28 protein-coding genes and 1 pseudogene are annotated in these 26,395 nt (G+C 36.8%); 17 read left to right on the forward strand and 12 right to left on the reverse strand.

What is annotated here, in order from left to right; translation table 11 throughout:
• Positions 1 to 578 precede the first annotated feature (578 nt).
• The 11 genes and pseudogenes from RB151_RS11270 to RB151_RS11320 all read left to right on the forward strand — a co-directional run bounded on the left by RB151_RS11270 (position 579) and on the right by RB151_RS11320 (position 12,220).
• Positions 579 to 767 (forward strand): DUF4762 family protein, encoded by a 189-nt coding sequence (locus tag RB151_RS11270; protein ID WP_042843756.1) that lies wholly within the window; start codon positions 579 to 581, stop codon positions 765 to 767.
• 83 nt (positions 768 to 850) lie between these two features.
• The gene (locus tag RB151_RS11275) at positions 851 to 1,531 is read left to right on the forward strand and encodes a DsbA family protein (protein WP_071548848.1); all 681 of its coding nucleotides are present in this window, start codon (positions 851 to 853) and stop codon (positions 1,529 to 1,531) included.
• Positions 1,532 to 1,533: 2 nt separating this feature from the next.
• On the forward strand, positions 1,534 to 2,490 hold the full coding sequence (locus RB151_RS11280; protein ID WP_071548102.1) for an ABC transporter: 957 nt from the start codon (positions 1,534 to 1,536) through the stop codon (positions 2,488 to 2,490).
• Positions 2,491 to 2,496: 6 nt separating this feature from the next.
• A pseudogene (locus tag RB151_RS11285) lies at positions 2,497 to 4,682 on the forward strand (peptidase domain-containing ABC transporter).
• On the forward strand, positions 4,679 to 5,851 hold the full coding sequence (locus tag RB151_RS11290) for an efflux RND transporter periplasmic adaptor subunit (RefSeq protein WP_042843754.1): 1,173 nt from the start codon (positions 4,679 to 4,681) through the stop codon (positions 5,849 to 5,851). The pseudogene RB151_RS11285 and the gene RB151_RS11290 overlap by 4 nt, the downstream one beginning before the upstream one ends.
• A gap of 59 nt (positions 5,852 to 5,910) precedes the next feature.
• The gene (locus RB151_RS11295; RefSeq protein WP_237071537.1) at positions 5,911 to 7,794 is read left to right on the forward strand and encodes an ATP-binding cassette domain-containing protein; all 1,884 of its coding nucleotides are present in this window, start codon (positions 5,911 to 5,913) and stop codon (positions 7,792 to 7,794) included.
• Complete coding sequence (locus RB151_RS11300) at positions 7,791 to 9,164, forward strand: TolC family protein (protein WP_042843752.1); 1,374 nt, start codon at positions 7,791 to 7,793, stop codon at positions 9,162 to 9,164. The genes RB151_RS11295 and RB151_RS11300 overlap by 4 nt, the downstream gene beginning before the upstream one ends.
• Positions 9,165 to 9,184: 20 nt before the next feature.
• Complete coding sequence (locus RB151_RS11305) at positions 9,185 to 10,423, forward strand: beta-ketoacyl-[acyl-carrier-protein] synthase family protein (protein ID WP_071548103.1); 1,239 nt, start codon at positions 9,185 to 9,187, stop codon at positions 10,421 to 10,423.
• A 1-nt stretch (position 10,424) separates the two neighbouring features.
• Positions 10,425 to 11,240 carry a hypothetical protein gene (locus tag RB151_RS11310; RefSeq protein ID WP_071548104.1) on the forward strand — a complete coding sequence of 272 codons (816 nt, stop codon included), beginning with the start codon at positions 10,425 to 10,427 and terminating at the stop codon, positions 11,238 to 11,240.
• Positions 11,233 to 11,481, forward strand: coding sequence for an acyl carrier protein (locus RB151_RS11315; protein ID WP_042843749.1), 249 nt, complete (start codon positions 11,233 to 11,235; stop codon positions 11,479 to 11,481). The genes RB151_RS11310 and RB151_RS11315 overlap by 8 nt, the downstream gene beginning before the upstream one ends.
• A 1-nt stretch (position 11,482) precedes the next feature.
• Complete coding sequence (locus tag RB151_RS11320) at positions 11,483 to 12,220, forward strand: SDR family oxidoreductase (protein WP_042843747.1); 738 nt, start codon at positions 11,483 to 11,485, stop codon at positions 12,218 to 12,220.
• A 166-nt stretch (positions 12,221 to 12,386) separates the two neighbouring features.
• Here RB151_RS11320 and RB151_RS11325 read toward each other — a convergent pair whose 3' ends face one another.
• Positions 12,387 to 13,115: a GntR family transcriptional regulator gene (locus RB151_RS11325; protein ID WP_052219276.1), complete on the reverse strand. Its 729-nt coding sequence runs from the start codon at positions 13,113 to 13,115 to the stop codon at positions 12,387 to 12,389.
• A 240-nt stretch (positions 13,116 to 13,355) separates the two neighbouring features.
• On the opposite strand from RB151_RS11325, the gene RB151_RS11330 reads away from it, so the two are divergent.
• The 3 genes from RB151_RS11330 to RB151_RS11340 all read left to right on the forward strand — a co-directional run bounded on the left by RB151_RS11330 (position 13,356) and on the right by RB151_RS11340 (position 16,243).
• On the forward strand, positions 13,356 to 14,516 hold the full coding sequence (locus RB151_RS11330) for a mandelate racemase/muconate lactonizing enzyme family protein (RefSeq protein WP_071548105.1): 1,161 nt from the start codon (positions 13,356 to 13,358) through the stop codon (positions 14,514 to 14,516).
• A 69-nt stretch (positions 14,517 to 14,585) separates the two neighbouring features.
• Entirely contained in the window at positions 14,586 to 15,884 is a 1,299-nt protein-coding gene (locus RB151_RS11335; RefSeq protein ID WP_042843744.1) for an MFS transporter, read from the forward strand.
• Between the two features lie 35 nt (positions 15,885 to 15,919).
• Complete coding sequence (locus tag RB151_RS11340; protein WP_071548106.1) at positions 15,920 to 16,243, forward strand: cupin domain-containing protein; 324 nt, start codon at positions 15,920 to 15,922, stop codon at positions 16,241 to 16,243.
• 382 nt (positions 16,244 to 16,625) lie between these two features.
• Here the strand turns inward: RB151_RS11340 and RB151_RS11345 are convergent, their stop codons facing one another.
• Both RB151_RS11345 and RB151_RS11350 read right to left on the reverse strand, forming a co-directional pair.
• On the reverse strand, positions 16,626 to 17,237 hold the full coding sequence (locus RB151_RS11345; RefSeq protein WP_071548107.1) for an FMN-dependent NADH-azoreductase: 612 nt from the start codon (positions 17,235 to 17,237) through the stop codon (positions 16,626 to 16,628).
• A 13-nt stretch (positions 17,238 to 17,250) separates the two neighbouring features.
• Positions 17,251 to 17,862 (reverse strand): GrpB family protein, encoded by a 612-nt coding sequence (locus RB151_RS11350; protein ID WP_042843742.1) that lies wholly within the window; start codon positions 17,860 to 17,862, stop codon positions 17,251 to 17,253.
• Between the two features lie 111 nt (positions 17,863 to 17,973).
• Here RB151_RS11350 and RB151_RS11355 point away from each other — a divergent pair, with 111 nt between their 5' ends.
• On the forward strand, positions 17,974 to 18,837 hold the full coding sequence (locus RB151_RS11355) for a LysR family transcriptional regulator (protein ID WP_042843741.1): 864 nt from the start codon (positions 17,974 to 17,976) through the stop codon (positions 18,835 to 18,837).
• 74 nt (positions 18,838 to 18,911) lie between these two features.
• Here the strand turns inward: RB151_RS11355 and RB151_RS11360 are convergent, their stop codons facing one another.
• Both RB151_RS11360 and RB151_RS11365 read right to left on the reverse strand, forming a co-directional pair.
• Positions 18,912 to 19,823, reverse strand: a complete 912-nt coding sequence (locus tag RB151_RS11360; RefSeq protein ID WP_423810728.1) for a DMT family transporter — start codon at positions 19,821 to 19,823, stop codon at positions 18,912 to 18,914.
• Between the two features lie 252 nt (positions 19,824 to 20,075).
• A complete protein-coding gene (locus RB151_RS11365; RefSeq protein WP_071548109.1) occupies positions 20,076 to 20,615 on the reverse strand; it encodes a TetR/AcrR family transcriptional regulator in 540 nt (179 codons plus the stop codon).
• An 81-nt stretch (positions 20,616 to 20,696) separates the two neighbouring features.
• Between RB151_RS11365 and RB151_RS11370 the strand changes: the two genes are divergently transcribed.
• Both RB151_RS11370 and RB151_RS11375 read left to right on the forward strand, forming a co-directional pair.
• Positions 20,697 to 21,266 carry a DJ-1/PfpI family protein gene (locus tag RB151_RS11370; protein ID WP_197679459.1) on the forward strand — a complete coding sequence of 190 codons (570 nt, stop codon included), beginning with the start codon at positions 20,697 to 20,699 and terminating at the stop codon, positions 21,264 to 21,266.
• Between the two features lie 191 nt (positions 21,267 to 21,457).
• Complete coding sequence (locus tag RB151_RS11375; RefSeq protein WP_167363355.1) at positions 21,458 to 21,790, forward strand: DUF1801 domain-containing protein; 333 nt, start codon at positions 21,458 to 21,460, stop codon at positions 21,788 to 21,790.
• 31 nt (positions 21,791 to 21,821) lie between these two features.
• On the opposite strand, the gene RB151_RS11380 is transcribed toward RB151_RS11375, so the two are convergent.
• The 7 genes from RB151_RS11380 to RB151_RS11410 all read right to left on the reverse strand — a co-directional run bounded on the left by RB151_RS11380 (position 21,822) and on the right by RB151_RS11410 (position 26,379).
• Positions 21,822 to 22,100, reverse strand: a complete 279-nt coding sequence (locus RB151_RS11380) for a VF530 family DNA-binding protein (RefSeq protein ID WP_042843736.1) — start codon at positions 22,098 to 22,100, stop codon at positions 21,822 to 21,824.
• Positions 22,101 to 22,430: 330 nt separating this feature from the next.
• Complete coding sequence (locus tag RB151_RS11385) at positions 22,431 to 22,661, reverse strand: ASCH domain-containing protein (protein ID WP_197679460.1); 231 nt, start codon at positions 22,659 to 22,661, stop codon at positions 22,431 to 22,433.
• A gap of 44 nt (positions 22,662 to 22,705) precedes the next feature.
• A complete protein-coding gene (locus tag RB151_RS11390; protein ID WP_071548110.1) occupies positions 22,706 to 23,302 on the reverse strand; it encodes a glutathione S-transferase family protein in 597 nt (198 codons plus the stop codon).
• A gap of 162 nt (positions 23,303 to 23,464) precedes the next feature.
• Complete coding sequence (locus RB151_RS11395) at positions 23,465 to 24,112, reverse strand: glutathione S-transferase family protein (RefSeq protein WP_042843723.1); 648 nt, start codon at positions 24,110 to 24,112, stop codon at positions 23,465 to 23,467.
• A gap of 113 nt (positions 24,113 to 24,225) precedes the next feature.
• Positions 24,226 to 24,576 carry a hypothetical protein gene (locus RB151_RS11400; RefSeq protein WP_042843722.1) on the reverse strand — a complete coding sequence of 117 codons (351 nt, stop codon included), beginning with the start codon at positions 24,574 to 24,576 and terminating at the stop codon, positions 24,226 to 24,228.
• A gap of 76 nt (positions 24,577 to 24,652) precedes the next feature.
• The gene (locus RB151_RS11405; RefSeq protein WP_071548111.1) at positions 24,653 to 25,561 is read right to left on the reverse strand and encodes a ChuX/HutX family heme-like substrate-binding protein; all 909 of its coding nucleotides are present in this window, start codon (positions 25,559 to 25,561) and stop codon (positions 24,653 to 24,655) included.
• A gap of 20 nt (positions 25,562 to 25,581) precedes the next feature.
• A complete protein-coding gene (locus RB151_RS11410) occupies positions 25,582 to 26,379 on the reverse strand; it encodes a hypothetical protein (RefSeq protein ID WP_071548112.1) in 798 nt (265 codons plus the stop codon).
• Positions 26,380 to 26,395: the final 16 nt, after the last annotated feature.

Below are 26,395 nucleotides of genomic sequence, written 5' to 3' on the forward strand. Positions count from 1 at the left end.
AATTAATGTTGTTAATGCAAGTTAATATTATTAAGGTTATGTTTATCAATATGACAACTTGGTGAAAAGTATCTGATAGTATATAAGTGAAATTTTAACTGGTGTTTTTATTAACCCTTAGAATACTCCTTTTTAAATTATTACTCTTATGAGGAGTAATAGATTGTATTGACCTAAATATTTAAATTTTTAGATGTGTTAAATCAGTAAAATAATATTTCTAATTGTTAATATTTATATGTATCACTCATGAAATTAGTGAAAAATAAAAATAAATACAATTATCTGATTTTACTCCAATGCTGTCATCATTCCAATATTTAACCTGTGATAAATGATGGGGTGGAGTTAAGTAATAACCAAAAAACTGCTTAATCCCTAATAAGGATAATTATAACATGAATATAGGCAGGGTTTAGGATTGAATAGCTACCCATTAAATTGAACTTATATTATTGTTATGCATATAATCCAAACCGCCTTATTGGCTACTTAGTCAAAGTTATTAAGGCGAAATATTTAAATTGATTTTATCTAATAGCTAATAGTTAATAGCTAAAAATAAATAAGGAAATTATATGAAATTGTTAAATACAGTAGATGCATCAAAAGTTATTGGTGGAACAGCGCCAGTGTGTGAAACATCATTTGATACTGTAAAAGTAGGTGCTGGCCTGACAACCTGCCAACAGATCACAAAATGTACTGATAAGCACGGTGAAGTAAGTTATAAAGCACAACCTGCAACAGGTAAATGCCCTTTATAATCTAGTTGTTATGTAATAATTATAAAGCATGCTGAGGAGGGATTCTTTGCATGCTTTGCTTTCAATCCAATGGTAAAACTGTAATGAATAATAGAAAAATATCTAAATTAACGATTATCATATATACCTTTTTTGTCATTATGATTTCTGTGCTTACAACAGTCATGTTTTATCATGTTTTTATTTTTGAGACCTTTAAAGATAATAGTCAAAGTCAGCAAACATTTTTTGAAATTTCAGCCGAAAAAGTATTGTCGAGCCCAATAAAAGAAAATAACAGTATTATTGAGGTTATGTCATATGGATGTTATTACTGCGGTATAAATAATGATGCCATCATGAAGTTTGCAGAAGAACTGCCTGATGATGATAATTTCAAAGCAATACACTTAGCAAGTAAGTATACTCCACTAGCGGCCTATGCACCTATTTTTGCGACTTTAGAAGAAATGAATATTGAGCCTAGTTTACGCTCAGCCATTTTTAATTCTGTTTTAAATGATAATGTTGATTTTAAAAATCAAGTCGAACTATTGGCATGGTTGAAAAAGCATAATGTTGATACTGAAAAGTACCTTGAAATTAGCAATACCCCAGCTGTAGCTGAAAAACTTGATTATATGGAGAGCATTGCTGAATTCTACAATATTACGGCAACACCCGCTTTCATTATCAATAAGCGCTATGTTGTTTATCAAGACCGTGATTTTCCTGAATTTACTAAGTATATGGCAGAACTTTTAGAAAAGAGTAAGCAGGAGTAATTGTGGGCCGCTTTATTATTGTATGGCTAATTTTTGGTATTAGAAGTGTCGTTGACGCAGCACTTGTAGGTATTGTGAAATTAAATACCTGTGCGGTGACTCTATTTAGGTGGTTACTGCGTTATATATCTACACCACTATTATTAATAGTTAGTTATACATTATGCCGCCTTGGGGTTATCGGTAGGAATTATCGTAATAGAACTAAGGTCGCTACTCAAAATTACCAGTGTTTAATGGATAAACCAGGGCGTATTGATACCGCATGGATCGCGGTACGTCGGTATATTTTAGAAGAGGGCGCAACTTGGGGGCAAAACAGACAAATCATGTCACAAATAGAAGCGTGTACACACAAACTTAATCAAATTGTTGAGCCTCTGCATGAACAACAAGTCCCCGTTATTCTAGCGCCATTGCATATGGTTTCTGATGTATTAGCTACTATCGTAGGGGCAGGAACATCACCTAAAAATGCGACGGTTATTGTGTCTTCAAGTGCTGAGCAAACTAAATTTGATGATACCGCCCGTATTCTTGGGGGAATTAATTTATCTTATTGCTCAATACATCAAGAGGATAAGTCATTAGCAAAAAATTTAATGACATTAATGACTGAAACGGCATCAGGACAGAAAAATATGATTATTTTCCCTGATATTACCCCAGATTATACGATTCATACGGGGGAAGGGATAAATAATAAATTAGCTTGCCGTTTATTTAATCGTCCAGCGAAATTACATAGTGGTGTTGTTCGGTTATCCAAAGTGATTTCAGCGCAAGTCGTTTTCTATAACTTATATTGCAAAAATGGAATACAAATCAATATTTATCCTCCTGTGCACGCAACAGATATTGCTAATCAATTGCCAATCATTATTGAAAAAACGATTCGAGATTACCCTAATGATTGGCTTTTGTGGCATAGCCATTCACTTTATTTTATTAATCATTGACCTCTTATGAACAAGATTATCCCTAATACTGTTTATCAAGAAGAAACGAATGAATGTGGTTTAGCATGTATTTCTATGTTAGCCCATACGCAAGGTGTTACTGTTTCACTTGATACTCTGCGTGAACGCTATCCTGCGACAGATCATGGCACTTCTTTGTTAGAACTTTCGACAATACTTAAAGACTTCGGTATTGCAACTGCTCCCGTTCTTTTTGAACATGATGAGCTAAAAAGTATTCCGCTTCCCGCAATTTTGCATTATGGAGCTAACCATTTTGTTATTTTAGCTTATCGGAAAGGGAATAATGTCTGTGTGATCAATCCAGCGATTGGTCAGCAATGGTTACCGTATTCAGCGTTAAAGCTAGAAATTAGTGGTTATGCACTTATTTTAGACCCGAATAACCAAAGCCAATCAGATGAGGCAAATACGGTAGCGGTAGGCCGCAAAGAGCAACAAACAATTCAAAAACGCCCTTTGGGGATAATGAGTTTAAAAGAAACCAGTGCTATTTCGGGAATTTATTGGTTAATGCTACTGACTTTTTTAGTTGGTTTAACATTATTTATTATGCCAATAATGGTAAGTAATGCTGTTAATAAAGCATTTTCTGATATTGAAAATGCGGATTTCCCCTATGGGTTATTTATTGTTGCTTTTGTACTTGCCTCTTTACTGGCTCTTGGTGTTAGAGCGATAACTGAACGGTTTATTAAGCACTTTGTATTAGTCAATAGTGGAGTGGGTTTCTCTAAATTACTGAGTAATTCATTACGCTTTTTTGAAAAGCGTGCACCAGGCGATGTTTTTAGTCGTTTTATGGCTTGGCAATCGGCAATGGCACAGAAAATAGAGCTTGATAACCAATTACGTACAGATTGGGTTATTGGCATTATTGCGCTGGCAATTATGTTTTGGATAGCGCCTGTGTTAGCTGCAATTTCATCTGTTGGTGTAACTGTGATGGGGTTAATCAGTGTTTGGGCTATTATTCGTGACCGCTGGTATACCCAACAATTGCAATTAAAAACAGCTTCATTGAATGATTTTTTCATGGAAACCCTTCAAGGGATACTGACTATAAAAGCAGGGGGATTGGAAGAGCAACGTAAAATACAATTTGCATGGTTAAGTCGGGATTTATTCACTTGTATTCAAAAAAGAAATGTTTATGAGCAAGTTAAAGGGACTCTTTACCAATTGACCGGTAGCCTAGAAATGGTGGTATTTATGTTAGTCATACTCCCAATGGTCGCCAGTAAAATGATATCCCTTGGTGATTTTTTTGCTTATAGCTTTATTCGCCAAATTTTTACTTCCTATATTACCCGAATTTTTTATTCGATTATTCATAAATCTCAATTACATATTATTGATACACGTGCGAATAGCTTATTTCCAGAGCGAATTGAACCTGCGGTAGCGAATTTCCACGCTAAGTCGCACCTTGGTGGCGCTCCGCATTTAACATTTGAACATATTGATTTTAGTTATGATCCGGCCAAGCAAATTTTAAAAATGTTTCTTTGGATTTACCTACAGGCGCTCAAATAGCTATCGTCGGGGAGTCTGGCGCCGGGAAAAGTACACTATTGCGTGTGATTGCAGGGTTAATTCCATATCAACATGGCCTTTGTCATTCTGATGGGGATACGATTGTGTATCAACAATTGGCGCAGTTAGTGTGTTTACAAAGCCAAGAAGACATTTTATTTAATACCTCAGTTTGGGAAAACATCACACTGTTTGCACCGAATATTCAGGAAAAAGAACAAAAAATCATTAATAAACTGTTAAAAAGCCTAGTATTAGATTCAGTGGTTAATAACCTCCCTGGGGGAATAAATGCCCTTATTCGCGAGAGCCATAGCGCTTTATCTTTAGGCCAACGGCAGCGTTTATTATTAGCTCGCTCTATGTATAGCACTAGGCCGATATTATTACTTGATGAGCCAACCGCTAATCTAGATGAAGAAACCGCCGCTAAAGTTATTCAAGCTATTCAAAAGCATTGCCATGAAATGGGCAAGACGTTAGTTGTCGTGACACATAGTGATAAGATAACTTCAAGGTTTGATGTGGTTTATCAAATCATTGATGGTGAGCTAACAAAGACTATTGATAACAACCGTGGTCAGCAGGAAGCTCAGTTGAACAATCCACTTTTATTCGCTGAGTCAGTGCCATGAAACAGTGGGCTCAGCGATTTAAATTACGGGGTTCCAACCTACTGATCGTGCTCGGTATTACCGCTGCACTATTTGCTATCGTGTATTTCGCTACAACACGCACTGAGTCGAATATTGCTCAAGAAATGACGGTGATAACAGCCGACCGTGGTGATATCGAAAAAATCATTATGGTAACCGGGACGTTAAAGCCTTCTGTACAGGTGAATGTAGGTGCTCAGGTTAATGGGCAGATAAAGTATTTGTATGCTAAACAGGGAGATAAAGTCTTCAAAGGACAAATACTTGCTGAGATTGACCCCGCCATTCAAAAATCTGATTTACGTAATGCAATAGCCAAGTTATCGAGTGTTAGAGCCCAAAAAGCGTCTTCAGAAGCTATATTAGTTCAATATCGAAAAGCCTTTGAACGACAAAAAAAATTACGTAAAGACGGTTCTGGCATCGACAGTGATTATGAACAAGCACAAGCACAATATGAAGCGCAGCAGTATCAAGTCAAAATGAATGAAGCATTAATTGTTCAATCAGAAATGGAAGTTGAAACAGCAAATGCAAATTTAAGTTACACACAAATTTTAGCGCCAATTGCTGGGGAAGTCTTAGGGATTGTCGCAAATGAAGGGCAAACGATAGTATCTTCCCAAACGGCTCCAACGATTTTGGTATTAGCTAATCTGGATAAAATGCAAATTCAAACGCGTATTTCAGAAGCGGATATTCAATCCGTACATTCAGGTCAACCGTTATATTTTTATGTGCTTGCAGACCCAGATAAACGTTATGAGGGAACGATGGGGTATGTTCAACCAGTGCCTCAAGAAGCTTTAGAAGAACGGAATATGGCAAGCTCAAATAACCAACAGAATAATGCCGTATATTATTCAGGGACCTTTGAAGTTGATAATAAAAATCGCGAATTAAAAACGTCTATGACAGCACAAGTATTTATTCGTGTTGCTCAGGTTAAAGGGGTTGTGCGTATACCGGTTAATGCTTTAGGTCGTTCAATTGCCGCCAATGAATATGAAATCACGGTACTTAATGGTAATCAACCCGAGACTAAAACGGTTGTTGTTGGGATCACCGATCGCCATTTTGTTCAAATTATTCAGGGTCTTGAAGAGGGTGAGCAGGTTATTGTTTCAAATAATATAGGAGTAAGTTAATGGCTCCTATGATCACTGTAAAAAATATTTATCGTGAGTTTCTTGCCGGCACTTAGAGAATTCAGGTACTGAAGGATATATCGTTTTCTATTAACCAAGGCGAAATGTTAGCGATTGTTGGTGCGTCAGGTTCCGGAAAGTCCACACTAATGAATATTCTCGGCTGTTTGGATAAACCAACACGCGGGGAAATTTATATTAATGGTATTGCAGTGCACTCGGCGGATAGCGAAAAGCTCGCTGAACTGCGCAGTCAATATTTAGGCTTTATATTTCAGCGCTATCATTTGATGCCGTATTTAACGGCTGAAGAGAATATTGCTATTCCTGCATTATATACTGCGATGCCAGAACAAGAACGCCAATCACGCATACAGTTATTAGCCCAGCAACTGGGAATAGAAACGCGGTTAGCGCATAAACCGTTTCAATTGTCGGGGGGGCAACAACAACGCGTAAGTGTTTGTCGAGCACTGGTCAATGGCGCAAAAGTCATTTTGGCGGATGAACCCACAGGGGCTTTAGATAGTACTAGTGGTAAAGCGTTGATGAGTGTACTTCATCAGCTTCATCAAGCGGGACATACCGTTATTATTGTCACACACGACCGAAATATAGCCCAACAGACTCAGCGGATCATCGAAATTAGCGATGGGGAAATTATTTCCGACAATGCGAATAATGTGCTGAAAGATGAGGCAATTTCCCCGTGTTTACCAGTTGTTAACAGCAATGGGCGCGCTTCATTATGGCGTAGAGGTTTAGAGTCAGTACGCATGGCTTTTCGTGCCTTATTAGGGCATAGGATGCGGGCATTTTTGTCTATGTTAGGCATTATTATCGGCATATCCTCGGTCGTTTCTTCTGTTGCTGTTGGCGAAGGCGCTAAACGTACCATTATAGAAGAAATTGGTAAGTTGGGTAAAACGACGTTAGAGATCCGCCCTGGCTTAGGCTGGGGGAGTAAACGCCCTGATTTAGAAAGGGCGCTTTCTTTAGATGATGTCAACAGTCTTGCGACACTTCCATGGGTTACTACGGTCTCACCCGTTATTACAAGTGTCCCTGCTATTATTTATAAAGGGATAGATTCATCTATTATGTTAAATGGAGTATCCGATTCCTATATAACCGGACAAGGGATCACCATTATACAAGGGGATAGCTTCCATCAGTTAGACATCGTCAATAAAGAACCTGTTTTTATTTTAGATGATAATAGCCGTCATATTTTGTTCGGTCCAAATGAGGAACCATTAAACCAATTGGTTCAAATTAATGGGACACCTTGGCGTATCATCGGTATAGCGAAAAAAGCAGGCCCAAAAATGACCAATAATTTTATGATTGGCTGGGCACCTTATACCGCCGTTTCACAACGAATAACCGGTGATAAGCCCTTCGAAGCTATTTCGGTTAACTTTTTGGATACGCTAGATCTTAAACAAGCGACCTCTCTAGTTGAATCACATTTAATGAAAACCCACGGCACAAAAGATTTTTTCATTGAGTCGGACGACCAAATTGCGATGACCTTGCAAAAAACATCAGATTCAATGTCATTGTTGATCACCTCGATTGCGGCGATATCTCTTTTAGTTGGAGGCGTCGGTGTGATGAACATTATGCTGGTTTCAGTTACCGAGCGTACACATGAAATTGGCATCCGTTTATCCGTTGGTGCGAGGCCTTCCGACATTATGACTCAATTCTTAATTGAAGCTGTCATGATTTGTTTGTTAGGGGGAGTAATTGGTATTGCTGGAGCATTAGCGAGTGGTGCGGTTTTTGCTTATTTAGCAGTTGAATTTCGGATGGTTTTTACGCTCACGCCAATCTTATTTGCTTGCGGTTTTTCCGTTTTAATCGGTTTTATGTTTGGATATTTTCCCGCATACAGAGCCGCGAAGCTTAACCCAACTGAGGCATTGGCCAGAGAATGAAAATAATCAAGGCTATTGGCTATGGCGTAATATTTCTACTGACAGGATGCGGTAGCTTAATGCGGACTGAATATCAGCGTCCTCAATTGGACCTGCCAGACCAGTGGCAACAAAATGTACGGATAATTAGCTCGCAAAAGCCTCTTAATAGCCAGACTCAATTACTTAATTTTCATGACCCAGCATTAATGAAACTTATTACGTTAGTATTGGAAAGTAATAATGATTTGGCATTAGCAGGCATTAAATTGAAATTGGCGCGTGCCAGTGCAGGGTTAACAAATACCAATCTTACCCCTGATTTTTCATTTACAGGCAGTGCTTCAAATACCAAATCTATTAAGCATGGTAGCCGCCCACAAGAAAATTATAGCTCAGGGCTTTCATTGAATTATGAATTAGATTTGTGGGGGAAGCTTGCACGTATACGTGAAAAGGATGAATGGGAAGCCGTTGCTAGTGAATATGATTACCAAGCGACAAGACTAACGCTAATCAATACCACCTCTCAACTTTATTGGCGTATCGCCTTACTCAACCGGCAAATTGATAACCAAATAGCGGGAAAGGTGATTGCTGAAAAAATATTAGCACAAACAGAATCTTGGTACCACGCTGGGAAAGTCGGACAGTTGGATGTATTGCATGCGAAACAAACTGTAATTAACCGGCAAAATGAGTTAGAGCAACTTATAAATCAACAACAGAATACAAAGAATTCATTGACCTTATTGCTTAACAGTACGGTATTGCCTGAATCTATTGATATTAAACCGATTAATCTTCGTCAAAATGTGCTTGTTGAGTATTCAGCACCGTTAAGTGTGATCTCGACCCGACCGGATGTGCGTGCCATCGAATCAAGGTTACGTTCTATGCTCGCCAACTCAGATGTGGCTAGGCTCAGTTTTTATCCAACCTTATCACTGCAAGCTGCACTGAATGCAGGGAGCCAATTGTTTAGCCAATGGTTCAGCGACCCAACTCGGGTAGTTGGTAGTGCCGTTTCATTACCTTTTATTCAATGGAATACCGTGCGGTTGACAATCGAGCAATCAGATTTGCAAGTGCAGCAAACGGCAATCGAATTTCGTAATAGCGCCTATAACGCCATTATGGAGGTTAATAATGCCATTAATGCTCGAACAATGGCTGAGACTCAAAAATCACAGCTTTTCGAGGCATTATCACTCGGCCAGCAGCGCTTAGCACTGACCACAAACCGCTATCAAGCAGGCGCTGTTAATTACCAAACTTTGTTAACGGCTCAAGATGATTTGTTGTCCATCGAAAATTCATTAGCACAAAACCAATACGATTATTTATATGCCACGTTACAGCTTTGGTTAGCCCAGGGTGGTGAGAATTAATATGAGAGGATATCAAGCCAATGTCACAATTTAAGCGTGTTGTCGTTACAGGATATGGCGCTGTTACACCATTAGGTGAGACGGTAACTGAATGTTGGCAAGCCATAATGGATAAGAAAATAGGCTATCAGTATGTTGATAAAACAGAAAGTAATATTTCTAGTCATTTCTTAGGCTTAATTGATAAAGAGCCTAGTATGAAAGGTATACCCGCTGCTATTCGTCGGCGCCTGCCTCGCTATGCGCGTTTAACAATGGCAGCAGCACGCGAAGCCATGCAAATGGCTTTTGGTCAGAGTGAACCTAGTGAGCACTATGACCCGTTATCCTGCGGTGTCATTATGGGGACGGGATGGGCTGGGTTAGATGAAAGTTACCTGTCCATTGATGAGTTTAATAAGACAGGCATGACATCCCCATTTAACTGTTTTTTTTCAATGCCTAATGTAACGACGGCAGCTTGTAGCCAATATTGGAATTTACGAGGCTATCAAAATACCTCTATTGCCGCTTGTGCTACAGGAACGATTGCCATTGGTGATGCATTTGAAGTTATTCGAAGTGGTAAGGCTTCTATGATGCTAGCAGGCGCAGGAGAGTCACTACGCAGTAATTGTGCTGTGTGGAATATTGATATCTTAGGCGCACTATCCCATGAATCAGAAAATATCGAACGAGCTAGTTGCCCATTTAGTGCAGACCGTAGTGGGTTTGTGCTTTCAGAAGGCGCAGCAGTACTATGCCTTGAAGAGCGGGAAAGTGCTTTGGCTCGGGGTGCAACCATTCTCGGCGAAATTACGGGCTATGCGAATTTTTCTGATGCTTTTGATTTTACGTCACCCGCGGATGACTGTGTTGCGCGTACTCAAACGATTCAAACAGCGTTAAAACAAGCCAATATTACCCCAGAACAGCTCGATTATATTAATGCCCATGGTACATCAACTCAGCTTAATGATTTAAATGAAACTGAATCATTGAAGAGGGCTCTAGGATCTGCAGCATATAAAATCCCTATTTCAAGTACCAAATCCTATTCAGGGCATTTGATTGCTGCGGCAGGCAGTTTTGAAGCCATTGTTTGCTTGAAAAGCATGCAAACAGGGGTGATGCCGGCAACAATTAATTTAAATAACCCAGATCCCCATTGTGACCTTGATTATATCCCGAATGAACATCGTGAAGGGGCAGTATCAACAACGTTGAATCTAAGTTTTGGATTTGGTGGCGCAAATGCCGCACTTGTTTTGGAAAAATAAAATGAAAACCTTGTGTTATAGCCTACAAGACGCCCACAGTTGGGCAGAATTTTCAGGGGATTATAACCCGGTCCACTTTGATTTACCTTGGGTTCAAGCTAACGGAGGGGAGCGTCTTAGTGTACATGGCATGCGTGCATTATTAGATATAAAGCATTTTTCAAGCCAACAAGTTTCTGTCAGTGAGATTGATGCGAATAGTGATGTTAAGTGTGTGGTCCGAATTCGCCAACCATTATGGAACAATATTGAATACTCGTTAGTTGCAGGGAGTAAAGTGGGGACTTCAGCGATTTTAACGGCAGATGACCAAAAATGCATAACCTGTAATTTATCAATCACAGAAAAAACTGAGGTTTATTCAATTAAAAATGCAAAGAAAATCAATGAAATTGAACTGGTAAAAAAGCAGGAGTTGTTTGATACCCATTTTCAACAGCTGCCATTGTGGATGTTTTTAGATGCGGTACTTTTTCAATACCTTATTGAGGACCAAACACTTTTTCAACAGGAGAATATTGCGGTTTGGTTACCTAAAGACACCACATTTAAAACCCTTTTTTCTGATTACTTCGTTGTGCAAACACACCAAGAGCTGCGGTTTGATCCTACGCTTTTACAACCACAAATGCTGGAAGACAAGACTGTGGCTCTTAATATTGATATTCAGCCAGCGATTGTAACAGGGACTATTGATTCTGGTCTGTTGGTTTGTCTATCGCTGGTGGCTGAATACCAACGTAAATTTATAACGAGTGCGATTACATTGAAAATAAGTTCAACCAATAACTTAAATGAAGGGATGACTAATGAGTGATTATCAAACAATTTATCTTAAAATTAATGAAATGATCTGTGATGCAAAAGATTTAGATGAAGACATTGACGCTAACCAAACACTCGATCAAATTAAATTTGATAGTTTAGATTATGTTGAGTTGATGGTTTTAGTTAAACGTGAATATAACGTTGCACTCACTGCCGATTTTTTCATCGAAAATTCAACGATGACCATCAAGGAATTAATTGAGTATATTAGCAAGGAGTCTAGCTCATAATATGTCTACTAAATGGATTTTAATTACAGGTGGTAGCCGTGGGATAGGCCAATCACTCGTAATAGAGTTACATAAAAATTGGAATATTGTATTTACAGGCCGAAGTGAAGAAGGCTTGGCTGAGACGTTGAACATCGTAGAGAATAACCCTTCAGATTTATGGGTTAAAGGTTACGCCTGCGATGGGAAAAATGAACAACAAGTTCAAGAACTTGCGCTAATGTTACTTGAGTCACTAGGCCCTCCAAGCGCCATCATTCATAATGCTGGTATTACTAAGGATGCTCTTCATATTCATCAAGATGCCGCTATTTGGCAAGATGTTATGGATAATAACCTTATTTCAATCATTAACTGGAACCGGCACCTTGTTCCTGCCATGTTACTTGATGGGCATGGCTCTATTGTGTTGATGTCTTCTGTGACTGGGCTAAAAGGTAATATCGGGCAAACGGCTTATGCGGCTAGTAAGGCCGCAATGTTTGGTATTGCGCGTTCTTTAGCACATGAGGTAGGCCGGTTTGGGGTCCGGGTAAATTGTGTAGCACCAGGTTTGATTGAAAGTGATATGACTAACGCGATCCCTGATGCAAAACTGAAAGCAATCCTAAAGAACATTCCATTACGTCGCCTTGGTCAACCAGACGAAGTGGCTAAAGCGGTTGAGTTTTTAATCAGTGATAATAGCCAATACCTTACAGGGCAAACCCTTGTATTGGACGGTGGTTTTACGGCTTAAAATTTGAAATTTATTTCACTTATAATTAATTTACCGCCTTTGGGATCGTATATATGGCAGCATTCAATGTAGGCAAGTTAACTCATTGCCTACATTGTTTAAAAAGATGGTAATTTATAACTCTATATTTGGATTGAAAAAATATTCTAATATATTTTTATTAAAATTATTTATCTCTTTTTTTATCAACGGCCAAATTAAAGTTAATCTTTTTGTTTTGGTTACGAATATGTTCTTTGATTTCTTTTTCTAAAACAGGCAAATCACCCGCACATATTTTATCAAGCAAGACTTTATGTTCCTGGATGATTTCTTCCATTGGTTTAGTAAAAGTTGATATTCCAATGATGATCGTTAATTGTTTTGATACGTTTTCCCATAACGAGGTGAGTGTTTTATTGCCACTCAATTCACAAAGAGTACGGTGAAAATTGACATCACTAAGGGAAAATAAATAACTATCTTCTAATTTTGCCGCCATTGTCATTTTATCAATGCACTCTTTTAGTTTTTCAATGCATTGATTATCGAGATGCTTTTTCCCAGTAATGAATTTTCTTATGACGTGTAATTCGAGTAAAACACGAACTTCAATAAGTTCATCAAGGCGTTCCTCAGAAACTGGAGCCATGCGAATGCCTTTAAATGGTTCATTGATAACGATGCATTGGCTTTCGAGAATGCGTAGAGCTTCCCTTACAGGGACCCGGCTAACATTCATTTTTTCTGCGATTTCTTTTTCGACAATTCGATCGCCGGGGAGAATATAACCTCGAGTTGCTGCCTCAACAATTTTATCTACAACATCATCGGTTAGTGTTCTTGCTTTAATCGGTTGCCAATAATCGTCTTTTGAAGGCGTATCAAAAGGGCGATTTTTGTTTTCGTCAATCATAGTGAAAGCCTATAAAATTTTTATTAATCAAAAGATTAATTATCTTCTTTATGTTAAATCCTACCCAACAAAATTACCACATCATCAAATAATAGACCACTAAAAAACAAAAAATTACCTATGTGCTGGTGGGTTTACAAACCAGATTTAGATCACAATTCACTCTATTGAATATTGTATACAATTATACAATCATGTTTAATGCATTGAAAATCAGTTCTGCTTAAAGAAGGAAAAACCATGTTAAATCTGTTGGAAGATATAAAAATTACCGAAATTGTTGCTGTGCCATTATTTGGCGAGAGCCCTAAAGGGGGGTGGTCGAATGAAATAAAACCTGAAGATCCTATTCATGCCATTGTGGCAATACATACGGACGCAGGTATTACAGGGTACGGCAGCGTGTTTACCGATGGACGACTTGTAGAGGCAGCCATTCCCATTTTGGCATCATTATGTATTGGTGAAAGCGCACTGCAACCAGAGCGTGTCTCTGAAAAATTAAGACAAAATACTTTTTGGATGGGGCGTGGGGGAACATTAACGCACACCATCAGTGGGATTGATATTGCCCTATGGGATATTTTAGGGAAAGCAACTGGGCTACCTGTAAGCACATTGTTAGGCGGGGACTACCGTACCAAGGTACAACCATACTGCTCTTTGCTTATGGAAGAGCCAGAGACCATGCATCAGGTTATTTCTGAGTATAAAGCACTTGGATTTAAGGCATTTAAAATTGGTTGGGGTCCATTTGGTCGTCGTAATGATCATCAATTAGACCGTGCAATAGTAGAGTCTGCAAGGGATGCGGCAGGGCAAGATTCCCAGCTATTTATTGATGCAGGAGCAAGTGATGCTTACTGGCCAAATGGGTTGAAATGGGCTATTCAAACAGCTCATATGTTAGCTGAATATCAAGTAGGTTGGTTTGAGGAAGCCTTGCGACCTGATGATATCGAAGATTTTAAAGTGTTACGTAAAGAAAGCCCAGTACCAATAGCCGGTGGTGAAGTGCTAACTCGTCGCCAAGCATTTTTACCTTGGTTATCCCAAGGCGCTTTTGACATTGTACAACCCGATGTGACAAAAGTTGGCGGTATTTCTGAGCAGCGCCGGATTGCATGGTTAGCCGATGAATTTGGCGTTAAATATGTTGGGCATGGATGGAATACAGCGATGGGGCTGGCTGCCGACCTGCAAATGGCGGCCGCTTTCCCTCAAGTTGATTTTGTTGAGTTTATTGGCGGTAGCCAATATATCGATGGCATTGTTAAAACTCCATTTAAAGTTGACGAGGAGGGGTATCTCACTATTCCGAATAAACCAGGGCTTGGTATTGAGCTTGATATAGATAAATTAGCTAAGTTTACAATAAATCCAGAACGTTTATTTAAATAACTTATATTATAAGCCAGGTAGTCATAATATTTGCCTGGCTTTCCATTCTTTTAAAAAGGTTTGGTTATTATGGCATATAAGAATAAGGGTACTAAAGTCAGATTTTCGATAGCGATATTAATGACTCTTGCTATTGTCATTAATTATCTAGACAGAACAGTAATGTCGGCAGCTGCGCCAACTATTTCAGAAGAGTTACAGATTTCGCCTGAAATGATGGGCTGGATTATGTCTGCATTCTTTCTTAGCTATGCACTTTGCCAAATACCTGCGGGGTTTATTGCAGATAAATATGGCCAAAGAAAAACGTTAGCAGGGTCAGTCTTGTGGTGGTCTCTAGCTACAGCTGCAACTGCGTTAGCAAAAACACCGCTGAGTTTTATTTCTACTCGTATTTTAATGGGGATGGGGGAAGCAGGGGCTTACCCATGTAATAGCGGTATTGCGGCAAAATGGTTTCCAGACAGAGAACGTGGCCGCATTACAGCATTATTCGATAGTGGTTCAAAATTCGGAACAGCTTTTGCCATGCCGTTAGTTGTTTGGATCATTGCAAAATGGGGCTGGGAAGCTGCATTTATTATTTGTGGTGCGCTTGGTGTACTTTGGGTATTTGCTTGGCTTAAAGTTTATCACGACCCAGAACAACATCCTAAGATTAGCCCTGAAGAACTTGCTTATATTCGCGAAGGTCAGGTAAAAAAAGAAGGCATTGATAATATTCAGCCTATGAAATGGTACCACTTAATCCGCTATCGCAATGTACAAGCAATGTGTATTGGGTTTTTTATGTTGGACTATGCCATTTATTTCTTTATTACATGGTTCCCTGCTTATTTAATGATGGAAAGGGGAATGAGTTTAGAAGAAATGGGCTTTGCCGCGATGTTGCCACCTCTTTGTGGTATCGCTGGGCAATGGTTAGGTGGGTGGACAACAGATTATTTATTTATTAAATATAATAACGTCAGTCTTGCACGTAAAATACCTATTGTCGGCGGAATGTTAATTGCAACCAGTATTGCATTCTCCGGTCTCGTAGAGTCTACAACACTGATGATGGCATTATTATGTTTATCTTATGCAGCCCTTGCATTTGCTGCATCCGCGATTTGGTCACTACCAGGAGATGTTGCACCTCGTAATATGACTTCGGTACTCGGTGGAATGCAAAGTGCGGTATCAAATTGTGGTGGAATATTAGGGCCTATCGTAACGGGTTATATTATTGCTGCTACAGGGTCATTTATTTGGGCATTAATCGTATCAGGGATTGCTTGCGCTATCGGTGCTTTAGTCTATTTGGTTATGTTAAGAGATATTAAGCCAATTGTGCCAGCAGATCATGAAATCGAACAAACTAATTAACTCTTAATTATAATTATTATTTGGATATATAAAACATGTTTATTTTTGATAAAGACATCATGGCGAAAAATATTGCTCCGGGTACGTTAAGGAAAATATTTTTAGGTAGTAAAAATATGATGATAGCAAAAATATCCTTAGCTACAGGAACATTAGGTGAGTTACACCAACATCAACATGAACAAATGAGTTATATTTTATCTGGCTCATTTAACTATCGCGTAGGGGCAATAGTTAAAGTAGTAAGCAGTGGTGATGTTATATATGTACCTTCAAATGAAGAACACCAATGTGAATGTTTATTGGATGGTGAGATATTAGATATCTTTGTTCCTATGAGAGAAGATTTTATCAATTAATTAGCTAAATATCTTTTATATTATATCACCGATAAATAAAGCGGCCGCATTATGCTGGCCGTTTTATTATAAAAACATTATTAAACTTTTTGTATTATAGTAAGCATATGGTGTTTGAGGTGAATTTTACCAACCGATTGTTTGAACACACCAACAATACCTCAGTTTTTTTGCAAAAACATATAAATATAAAGTGGCTTAAATTTAAATTAGAGTATTTTTCTTTAACAAACCTAAGGTAAATAAAAGTTTTTACGTAAGGTTTATTCATGCGTTATGAAAAATAGACTCTAATTTAATTAAGTTAATTATGATTTTTTAGTGTTATTTATATCTCATTTTATACCATTAAGTACAGTTCTTCTTACTCAAGACTAGCTATTTAGTAATTGTTAATGAAATTTTTCATTTGAGTTTCAGCATTAATATGCTCTAACTCAATACGGCTTGTGTCCATAGCAATACCTTCAACACCAATAAAAGTGGTGTGCTCAATTCCAACAAAACTGAGTATATCCCTTAAATAATCAACAAAATAATCAGATTTATTAGCATTTTTTAATCCACCTTGACTTGTTAAAATTAAAGCTTTCTTATTTTTAAGTAAACCAATGCGTTCGTTATTTACATAATTAAACGTTAAACCTGCTCTGATAATAAGGTCAAAGTAGTTTTTTAGTTGACTAGGAATTGATAAATTATACATCGGAGCTGCGATTACGATTAGTTCCGAAATTTTAAGTTCTTCAATAAGCTTATCTGATATAGCTAGAGCTTCTTTTTGTTTTTCACTTTGTTGCTGCTCTGGTACCGAATAGTACGCAGAAAAAATATCTTCATCCATAATTGGTAGAGGAGATGCTATTAAATCTCGTTGAATAATGGTGGTATTCTTATGATTTTCAGTCCATGAGTGCTCAAAAGAATCAAGCATACGTTTAGTATGGGATTGCATTCCCATAACCGATGATTTAATGAGTATAATTTTTTTCATTATATTGTTCTGCTTATTCACTTATTGTTTTAATAATCTTGTCGTATATTTCTTTAATTACGTTTTCTTTATTTTGGTTGTATACCTGTACATTGGTTACTTTAACCGAGGCCATTTTTTTCGCCTCTTCGTATAATCTTCTATCATCGGCATGTGTACGTAACCAATCTCTAAATAAGATATGACGTAGGTGCTCAGGGCAGTCAGGCCCGAATACATGTAAATTAACTCTTGGTTGTTCAAGGCGAAACATGCGATGTTGGTACCACGAAGGTTCTCTTACAGTTAGTAAAAAACCAAACTCTTCTAATATAGGAGCATAATTAAGTTCTTGTTCCGGATTTTTGACAATTAAATCAATGTCAATTACTGGCTTTGCTGATAGATCTGAGACTGCGGTAGAGCCCACATGCTCGATAGCAAGCGCCTTATGACCTAACTTATTTTGTATATTTTGTTTAATCTGTTTAAATTGCGCCTGCCAGTTTGGGTCATAATCAACCACATCAATTATTTCTGTTTTGGGTTTTCCTAGTACCCATGGGTTTTCATTTGGATTACTCGTTTGAAAAGAAGTAATTTGTTCTAAGTGTTTTTTATAATATTGTCGTTTTGAGTTATCCATATATGACCTTATAATGTAATTTCATCTTCGATAAGAATAATATCGTCTATGGTTTTTTTATTAAAATGAATAATTCGAAATTTATAAATTCGATTTACGAATGGATTGGTTATGAAATATACAGACTTACAAATTGACTGGTTAAAATGTTTTGTCGCTGTAGTAAATACAGGGTCTGTCTCTGCTGCTGCTTTGGAGATTCATCGCTCACAATCTGCAGTCAGTATGCAACTAAAAAAGCTTGAGTCATCACTCGGTTGTCAATTGTTAGTACGTAATCCTCGGCAACATCAATTAACCTACGAAGGTCAAAAATTATTGGGTTATGCAAGGCGGATACTGGATATACATAATGAAGCTATTATTGCATTTCATGGTGGTGAGCTAGAAGGGCGAATCAGACTTGGTGTTCCAGATGATTATGCTGAAAAATATCTGACCCCTGTATTAAAACGTTTTGCCGCATACCATAGCTCCGTTGAAATAGAGCTTAACTGTGAGCAATCTACCTCATTGATACCAAAGGTAGAAAAGGGTGAAATAGACTTAGCTTTAGTCTCAAGAGAAAATAATACTCAGGGAGCATTATTATTTTATGAGCCTATGGTATGGGTCGGTTCTTCACAATTTGAAATTTGGCGACGTGACCCATTACCGATCGCGGTATATGAGCACACCAGCTTGGCAAAACGAAGCGCCATCAATGCGCTCTCATTACAGGGGCGTAGATATAAAATTGTTTATAATAGTTCGAGCTTGCCAGGGCAGGTTGCTGCTGTTGAAAGTGGGCTGGCCGTTGCTGTACTGACTCAATGTAGTGTTCCCCCCAATCTGGAAATATTAGGCGCATTGCATGGGTTAGGGCCTTTGGAACCAATGGGTGTCGCAGCATATAGAAGTAATCAGTCTCTTGGAGATCAAGCTGTTGATAGCCTCTATAATCTCCTAATCCAAACTCTAAGAGTAGCTAAATGAGTTTGAAAGATAAAACACGTATACTTGGTTAGTTAAAGGGAGCCTCCATTTTTTATGTTTTACTACTTTTTTAACTAACTGCTAACATGGCTAAGGGCCCCCTTTTTAGGCTTATAGAAAACCAATATAATCCCCAGTATAATTGCAGCCATGCCAAAGATGCCAAATAATGAAGGTTTATTCCCAAGAATAAAATAGTCAAGCAATGACGTAACAATCGGAACAAAATAAAATAAGCTAGTTACATTCACTACATTCCCCTTACTTAATAAATAATAAAGTAATATTTGAGCGATAACGGAAATAAATATACCTAGAAATAGGATGGATATCAGAAAATTCAAGTTAAAATTAAAATGTACAGTTTGCATTGGAATGAATAACAAACATAGTACCAAACTGACAGCGTATTGAATCGGTAACACTCTATATGGAGATTGCTTAATTTTTTGCTGTGAAATAGCTCCGATAGTCATAAATAACAGTGCCATTAGCGAAAGTACAATGCCCATAATAGGTAACTGGGAAGTTATTAAACTATGCCATACAAGCACAATTAGGCCGGATAACGCCATAATTAACCCAACTAACCTGTAGCCATAAATTTTTCGTTCTGTAATACAGAGTGAAAGTATTGGTTGTACTCCCATAATAGTGGCGATAAGACCAGGAGTAACACCATTTTCCATTGATAAAAAATAACAAATAGAGTAGCCACCGATTAAAATAATTCCTACCAATGCCGTTTGTAATATCATTCCTTTTTCAGGTAAATATTGTTGTTTATATCTGCAAAATATCAAAATGACAATTAGTGCGATACTAAATCTAAATACTAATAAAATCATAGAAGAAGCATTATCGATTCCTAGCTTAGTAAAAATTGCAGCACTGCCCCAAAGTAAAACAAAAGCACCAGTGATAACTAATGATTTTAGTTTGTCTACTCCCATATATTCCTCTTTATTGCTTATAATATTTTTCATATACTGAAATTCATTCACTTGCCGGTATTTTTAGATCTTAAAAATAGTCAGCAATATTTTTAATATTCAGAGTGATATCATGCTATTGAACTTAACTTACTGAACTTGATTATAAAATCAAATAAATCAGTGTGATGATATTCGAAAATCGAATAATTCAATAATATCAATAGAGTTCTATGGTTTTAATCAACATTTATCTGTAGATAGGTGGAGTAGGAGGGGTAGTAAATGCCATTAACAACGGGTTATTTAAAATAAAAATTTTTTAAGTTTTACGCCATTTAAAATTAATTTATTGAAGTTTAGATTATTTAACCTCTCTCCAGATATGGTGCCACCAATTAAACTAAGATGTACTAATTTACCAATTGTTTGAGCATGTTGAGCCGGAATAGGTAGGCTTCCTAATTTATTAATAACAAAATTTAAACGCTTCTCATCAACAATCGTTTGATACTCTGCAACGATAGGGTCATGTAATGCCCAAGCTCTGATGGAAATTTCTCTTGCTGTTTTTTTTCTTGATGTGAAATTAATATACTCTGTAAGCACCTTATTGATACTCGTTTCTTGTTCTAGTTCATTTAATATTTTATCAGTATATTCAACAACCCAACAAGAAAGCATTGAACGGATAAAATCTTCACGGTCATTAAAATGATGATAAAAGGAGCCTCGGGTAACATCTAGTTTCCTAGCAACTCTCTCAACAGAACAACGTGTATATCCTTCATTATCCAAAATATTAAAACCTGCGTTAATCCAAGATGTTCTCGTTAATTTTTTCATTTTCAATACAGTCTGTGTATGGTGATTCAAGTTCTGATACGTTAAAGCTTAATTTGTATTTCCGCTAAAAGGAATAAATTTATGAAAAAAATTGTGATTGTTGCATTTGATGATTTTACGGATATAGACCTTTTTTTTATGTGGGATATTCTTGGCCGTAACCATATAGATTGGCAAGTCAAAATATTAGGGAACAAATCAAGCTTACGATCAGCACATGGCTTAAACATACATGTTCAAGGGGCATTATCTGAAGCGAATTCAGCTGATGCGGTATTATTTAGTAGTGGTAAAAATGGCGTACCAAAGGCGATTGAAAATGCAGATTTTTTATCCGAATTTAAATTAAACCCTGAAAAACAGTATATCGGTTCTATTTGTGCAGGCACTTTAATTCTTAATGCATTAAACCTATTACCTGAACGAAGAGCCACCACTCATCCAGATGCTAGGAATGCATTATTAGCATCACAACTTGAGCCAGTAGGGCAACCTCTTGTATGTCATGGAAGGGTTGCTACAGCAGGTGGTTGCCTTTCCGCCCTTTATTTAGTTGGATGGCTAATAGAATCGCTATACGACAAAGAAAAAGAAGGGAAACATTATTACCAGTCTTACCAACTGGACAACAAAGTGTGCTCGAATCTTTGATTGAATTTAGTATACAACAGGGCAGAATGTAACGAATATATTATGTAAATATCAGCTAGGAAGATTAAAGTATATAGGTATGACAAGGATGTCTTAAAATAAATTAGCGGTAGTTATATGAAAACCATTTCGGATGATAGAGTGAATTTGGTATTTGGCAGTTATCCTATTCAATACCAAAAGTGTTATTAATGATTAGAGAGCTGATTTTTAGAACAGCAGCAGAAAATAAAAAAGTAGGAACAATCACTGAGACTCTGAAATGGGGGCAACCAAGTTATCAAACAATTGAAACGGGCTCAGGAACAACGATACGAATAGGCCGGTTCAATCAGAGCTCCGTTGCTCTTTTTGTTCACTGTCAAACCACCTTAATTGATTCATTTAGAACGCTTTTTCCTGAACTTAATTACTCAAAGAACCGAGCAATTATCTTAGATATCAATGAAGCGCTGCCAATAAAAGAATTGGCCATATGCATTGAGATGGCTCTTACTTATAAGCTAAGAAATAAAACAGCTTAAGTTTCAGTAGCCAGTTAATTACAGTTTATTTTTAATGTCGTGAATTACACCAAGGGTCATCAGAACCTAAGTCAGTATTATCAATCGAATTATTTTCTATCATATCCAAATAGAGTAATTCGACTTGAGTTCTTGCCCAAGGTGTTCGGCGCAGAAACTTTAAGCTGGATTTAATACTTGGATCTTTGTTAAAGCAGTTTATTTTTATAGTACGCCCAAGTTGGTTCCAACCGTATCTGTCAACCAATGCATTAACTTGCATTTCTAGTGTAACTCCATGTAAAGGGGATTTCGATTTAAATTCACTCATTACGGCATATCCGAAGTTATAGGTTAGGTTATCATTGAGCGCATATAAATAAGCTGAACACGGCTCTAAGTCAATAGGGAACTAACAATGCTTGATCTATCAAGACCGATTCTTAATTCAATATCCTATTTAACATAATATGTATTATGCGAACCTAAGTATGAAATGAAGAAATCCAGCGTTCTGGCTGGTTAATCATGTTGGCTTTTTTATCGCTGAATTGGTTAATCGTAAGGATTGAATCTTAGCTCAACTCAACTTCATAAATCTTACGTTTTGCTATCATTTTTACTGGGGTTTCAATAGCTCGGATATCAGTTAGTTCCCAAGCTAGCCAACCTGCTTCATAGTAAGATGCACAGGCTGCATCAATATCACTTTAACAATTGCGACTGCTTTCCCCATTTCTTCATCGCCATCTTTTAAAAGATAATGGTGATTTTCAACAATTAGTAAGTCTTCATTACAATCGATGTTTGGTGCCCATTTTCTTATTTCTAACGTTTTTATTCCTAACGCAATATTTTTACCTGCTGGAAAAACTATAGATATGGCTTTCATTGGTGTGATTTTTCCTGTTAATCAAAATGTTATTGTTTGTTGTTTTATAAATTATTTTTTTCCTGGGCTTGTATGTATGACCGCCGGCTAATAGCCCTATCAATGTAATCATTAATTGCAGGACTGAGGTTAACATGGCATAACCTAGCCCACAAAAGCGTATGAGATAGAAAAATATCAGCTAAAGTGAAGTTGTCACCAGCGACCCACTCGTTATCTTTATCAAGCTTAAATTGCCTTGTTACATTTTCAGATTCTATTTTAAAGTAATCAACTAACGATAAAGAACGCTTCTCTTCAGGAATAAAAACAAGTTGCTTTAGTAGATTCCAGGTAGGAGATTCTAAATCTGTTAAAGCAAAGCTTATATAAGAATAAATAACTGATTGTTCTTTTATATCAGATGGATAGAACGTTTCCTTTGGGTGTTTATTACACAAATAATGACATATCGCAAATGTCTCTTCTATTGAAACATCCCCATCTACCATTAACGGAACCTTACCTCGTGAATGAGGTGATTTAACTTTAGGTTTATCGCTGAACATATCAACTCTAACTGTTTCATAGTCAACACCAAGTTCTTCTAATGTCCATAAAACCCTCAGAGAACGACTTCTAGGAAAAGTATATATTTTCATAAAAAATAACCTATGTAGTTAAATGCCCGCTGCATATTTAATACGAACAAAACTAAATCAACACTATGGTGTTGATTTAAATTTTTAAGCTGTAGATATACCCATCATTTTATCGATGAATAAGTGACAGCGTCACATAAAGTGCTATTTATACATCTAAGATTAAGGTTTTGCTGGCCGGAGTTCATCATACGAAATAGCAACATGCTCGCGATATGCAGGCCTATCAAGAAGACGCTTATAGTAAGCCTCAATGTAAGGAAGCGATTTTCTTTTTATATCAATATCATAATAACGATACAACACATGCCCGAATTGGATGTCAGCCAGTGAAAAATCATCACTGGCCAAGTAGTTTCTGGATGCTAATATCTCTTCTGCAATCATTAAATTATTTTCAAATTTGTCGATAGCAAGTTTGATGGAATTAATATCTTGGGATTCCTTTGGAGTGCGTGCTACTTGCCAAAAGATAGGCGCCGTAAATGCCAATGCTACATTCAACTTTGACCATTCCATCCAGCGATCAACCTCGGTTCTTGCTAATATTTCATCAGGCCAAAAATTCCCTTTTGCATATCGGTTAGCAAGATACCTAAGTATTGCCCCAGTTTCCCATAATGGAGGGTTGCAACCATCCTGAATAACAGGAACAGTACGATTAGGATTTAAGCGGTAAAATTCGTCAGTATCAGTACCGCCATAGCGATGCCCAAAATCAAGCCTCTTATAAGGTAATTCTAACTCACCAATACACCACATTAGTGCTTGGACGTTAGATGAAGTTTTACGACCCCAAACTGTTAGCATGAATTCTCCATAAAGGCTTTCTTAATGTTCTTCTAATACTACATGCTTAAAATAGGATATTTCAATCTTAGTTTGAGGTTTTGACGTTTAGCCTTCTATTGCTAACATTATCACTACCCGGTCCATATACCATCTAATTGGTCGTCATAGCGCTGATTAAGGTTACCATAGAGCACTGATTTATAATCTTCTCTTAATTGGCCAGTACAGTTGTTATTTTTTAAACTAGCAAGCATATAACGAAAAGACGGTAAATCATCTGTCATTTCCTTTGATGCATTGCGAAAGTTTTCATAACTTGAAGCATCAAGCCTAAATGCAATATTTTGTTTTAGCTCAAGTGGGAGATTGCTGATATGGTTAATTTTTTGGTGTATGTTTGGTTCGTGCTCCGAGAGCGCAGATTCTGCATCTGTACCTTGATGTGATGAAAATGTTTTAATATCAAAAATGTTATTTATCATTTGATTATCCACCATTTTTCTATTTTATAATTCTATTAATAATGATCAATGAGCTAGTGATTCGGTAATTTCCTCATTAAATCCCCCAGTATTCATCTTGCTTTTGCCCTTCTCTCCTAACTCCATAAAATTGGGCTATATGCTCTTCATTTTTATTAAATAACTCTAGGCTTGTAATAAACCCATCACGAGAGTTTTTATTAACAACCCAAGCTTCACCAACCTCATCTTTTGCTATTCTTATTACTGATTTCCCTCCTTCTTCAGTTGTACCGTGGATGACTATTTTTTTGCCATTCATTATTTCAGTAATTTTATCTATTAGGCCTGTATAGATCTGGATTGCAGAATCATTACCCACAAAAATCATCATTTTTTTATTGTCGTTATGTATCTTATTTAAAGTTGTCAATAAACTTTCTGTACTTACTTTTCTTGCCAAGTCATTTGGTACTTTTTGGAATGCTTCAAGTTTGCTTATTCCAAGTTGTTGTAGCATTGGATAAAAATGGTGTACATCAGCCATGTTTCTCCATAAGTTTTCAATATCATTACTTTTATTTATTGTTTTCATTGTTGATTTTTGAGAGACGATTTCACTTGAGCTTATGTTTAAATCTTCTTTTGAATAAAAACTTAATGACAATACTTTATTTCCATCATGAGACATTAAATTAGCTTTATATCTATTATCACTAATTTTTTCGTAATTAACGTTTTTAATTTTCCCAGGGATAACTCGTAGGTCAATCCCACTTGGATTAAGTATTAAATGACCATTTGCTGCAGGTTGCTTTATCTCACCATTTGTATAGATTATTGAATGCCCTGATGGCCCACTAGTGCTCATTTCTACATTGTTATTTGATATGTTTTTTATGTTTTCTAGAATATGTTTTAATGATGAATATTTGGTATTTTCTTCAAGATTAATACCATATTGACTACTGGTATCCTTTACTGAATAAAGCCTAGAACTGAGCATTTCTTCTTCCTTAATATTATTTAATTAATACCAAATTTTTCTTTTATTTCAAAAGGTAAGTAAACTGACAAGTTTTTGACTAAAAAAAATGCATCAGACCTTATGTCATCATTTAAATCAGCGGAAGGCGTATTTATATAATCATGATAGAACTTATTGAGTCTTATTGTTGTATTCATTAATATATCAGATGATTTCTGTTGCTCAGTTAATGAGGATTTACATAAATTTTCTGCACACTTTGCATTTGCTGCTGCGATTGCAATATCGTTAGAAATATTACTTCGGCTACATTGTTCAAAATGATGATGAAAATCATTCTGTGTTAGATCACTTGGTGCAGACATTCCTTCATAAACAATGTTATAAGCAAAATTATATTGACAGGTATTCCAGTACGTAAGTCTTTTTTCTATATCTATCTTTTGTTTTAATTGTTCACTGGCACTAAGTAAACAATCTGTAGAGTTAAAGAATTTCTCATTATTTTCAAAAACCTCTTTGGATAACCCAAAGCTCTCCCACTCCGTATCTCCACTTTTCATTGCTGCTATACCATACATAACGTTTAATTCTTGTAACCTTTTGATTGATGTGATATTTATCTCTTCCTTATTCTTTAAGATATCTTCTATTATATTGATATTTTCAAATGCCTTACTGTTCAGTTCATTTTTTCTTTCGGGGCTAGGCTCGTATTGATTGTAAAGCTCCTTTTCAATTTTTAATAATTCACTATTTAGCGTCTTTATAACTGTAGTGGCATCATTGTGATCAGCTTTGTAATAAAATGTGGAGCTAGTCGGGGCTATATTCATAAAATACACCTATTCT

The organism is Providencia rettgeri (genome assembly GCF_001874625.1).
In the GTDB taxonomy this organism is placed as follows: domain Bacteria; phylum Pseudomonadota; class Gammaproteobacteria; order Enterobacterales; family Enterobacteriaceae; genus Providencia; species Providencia huashanensis.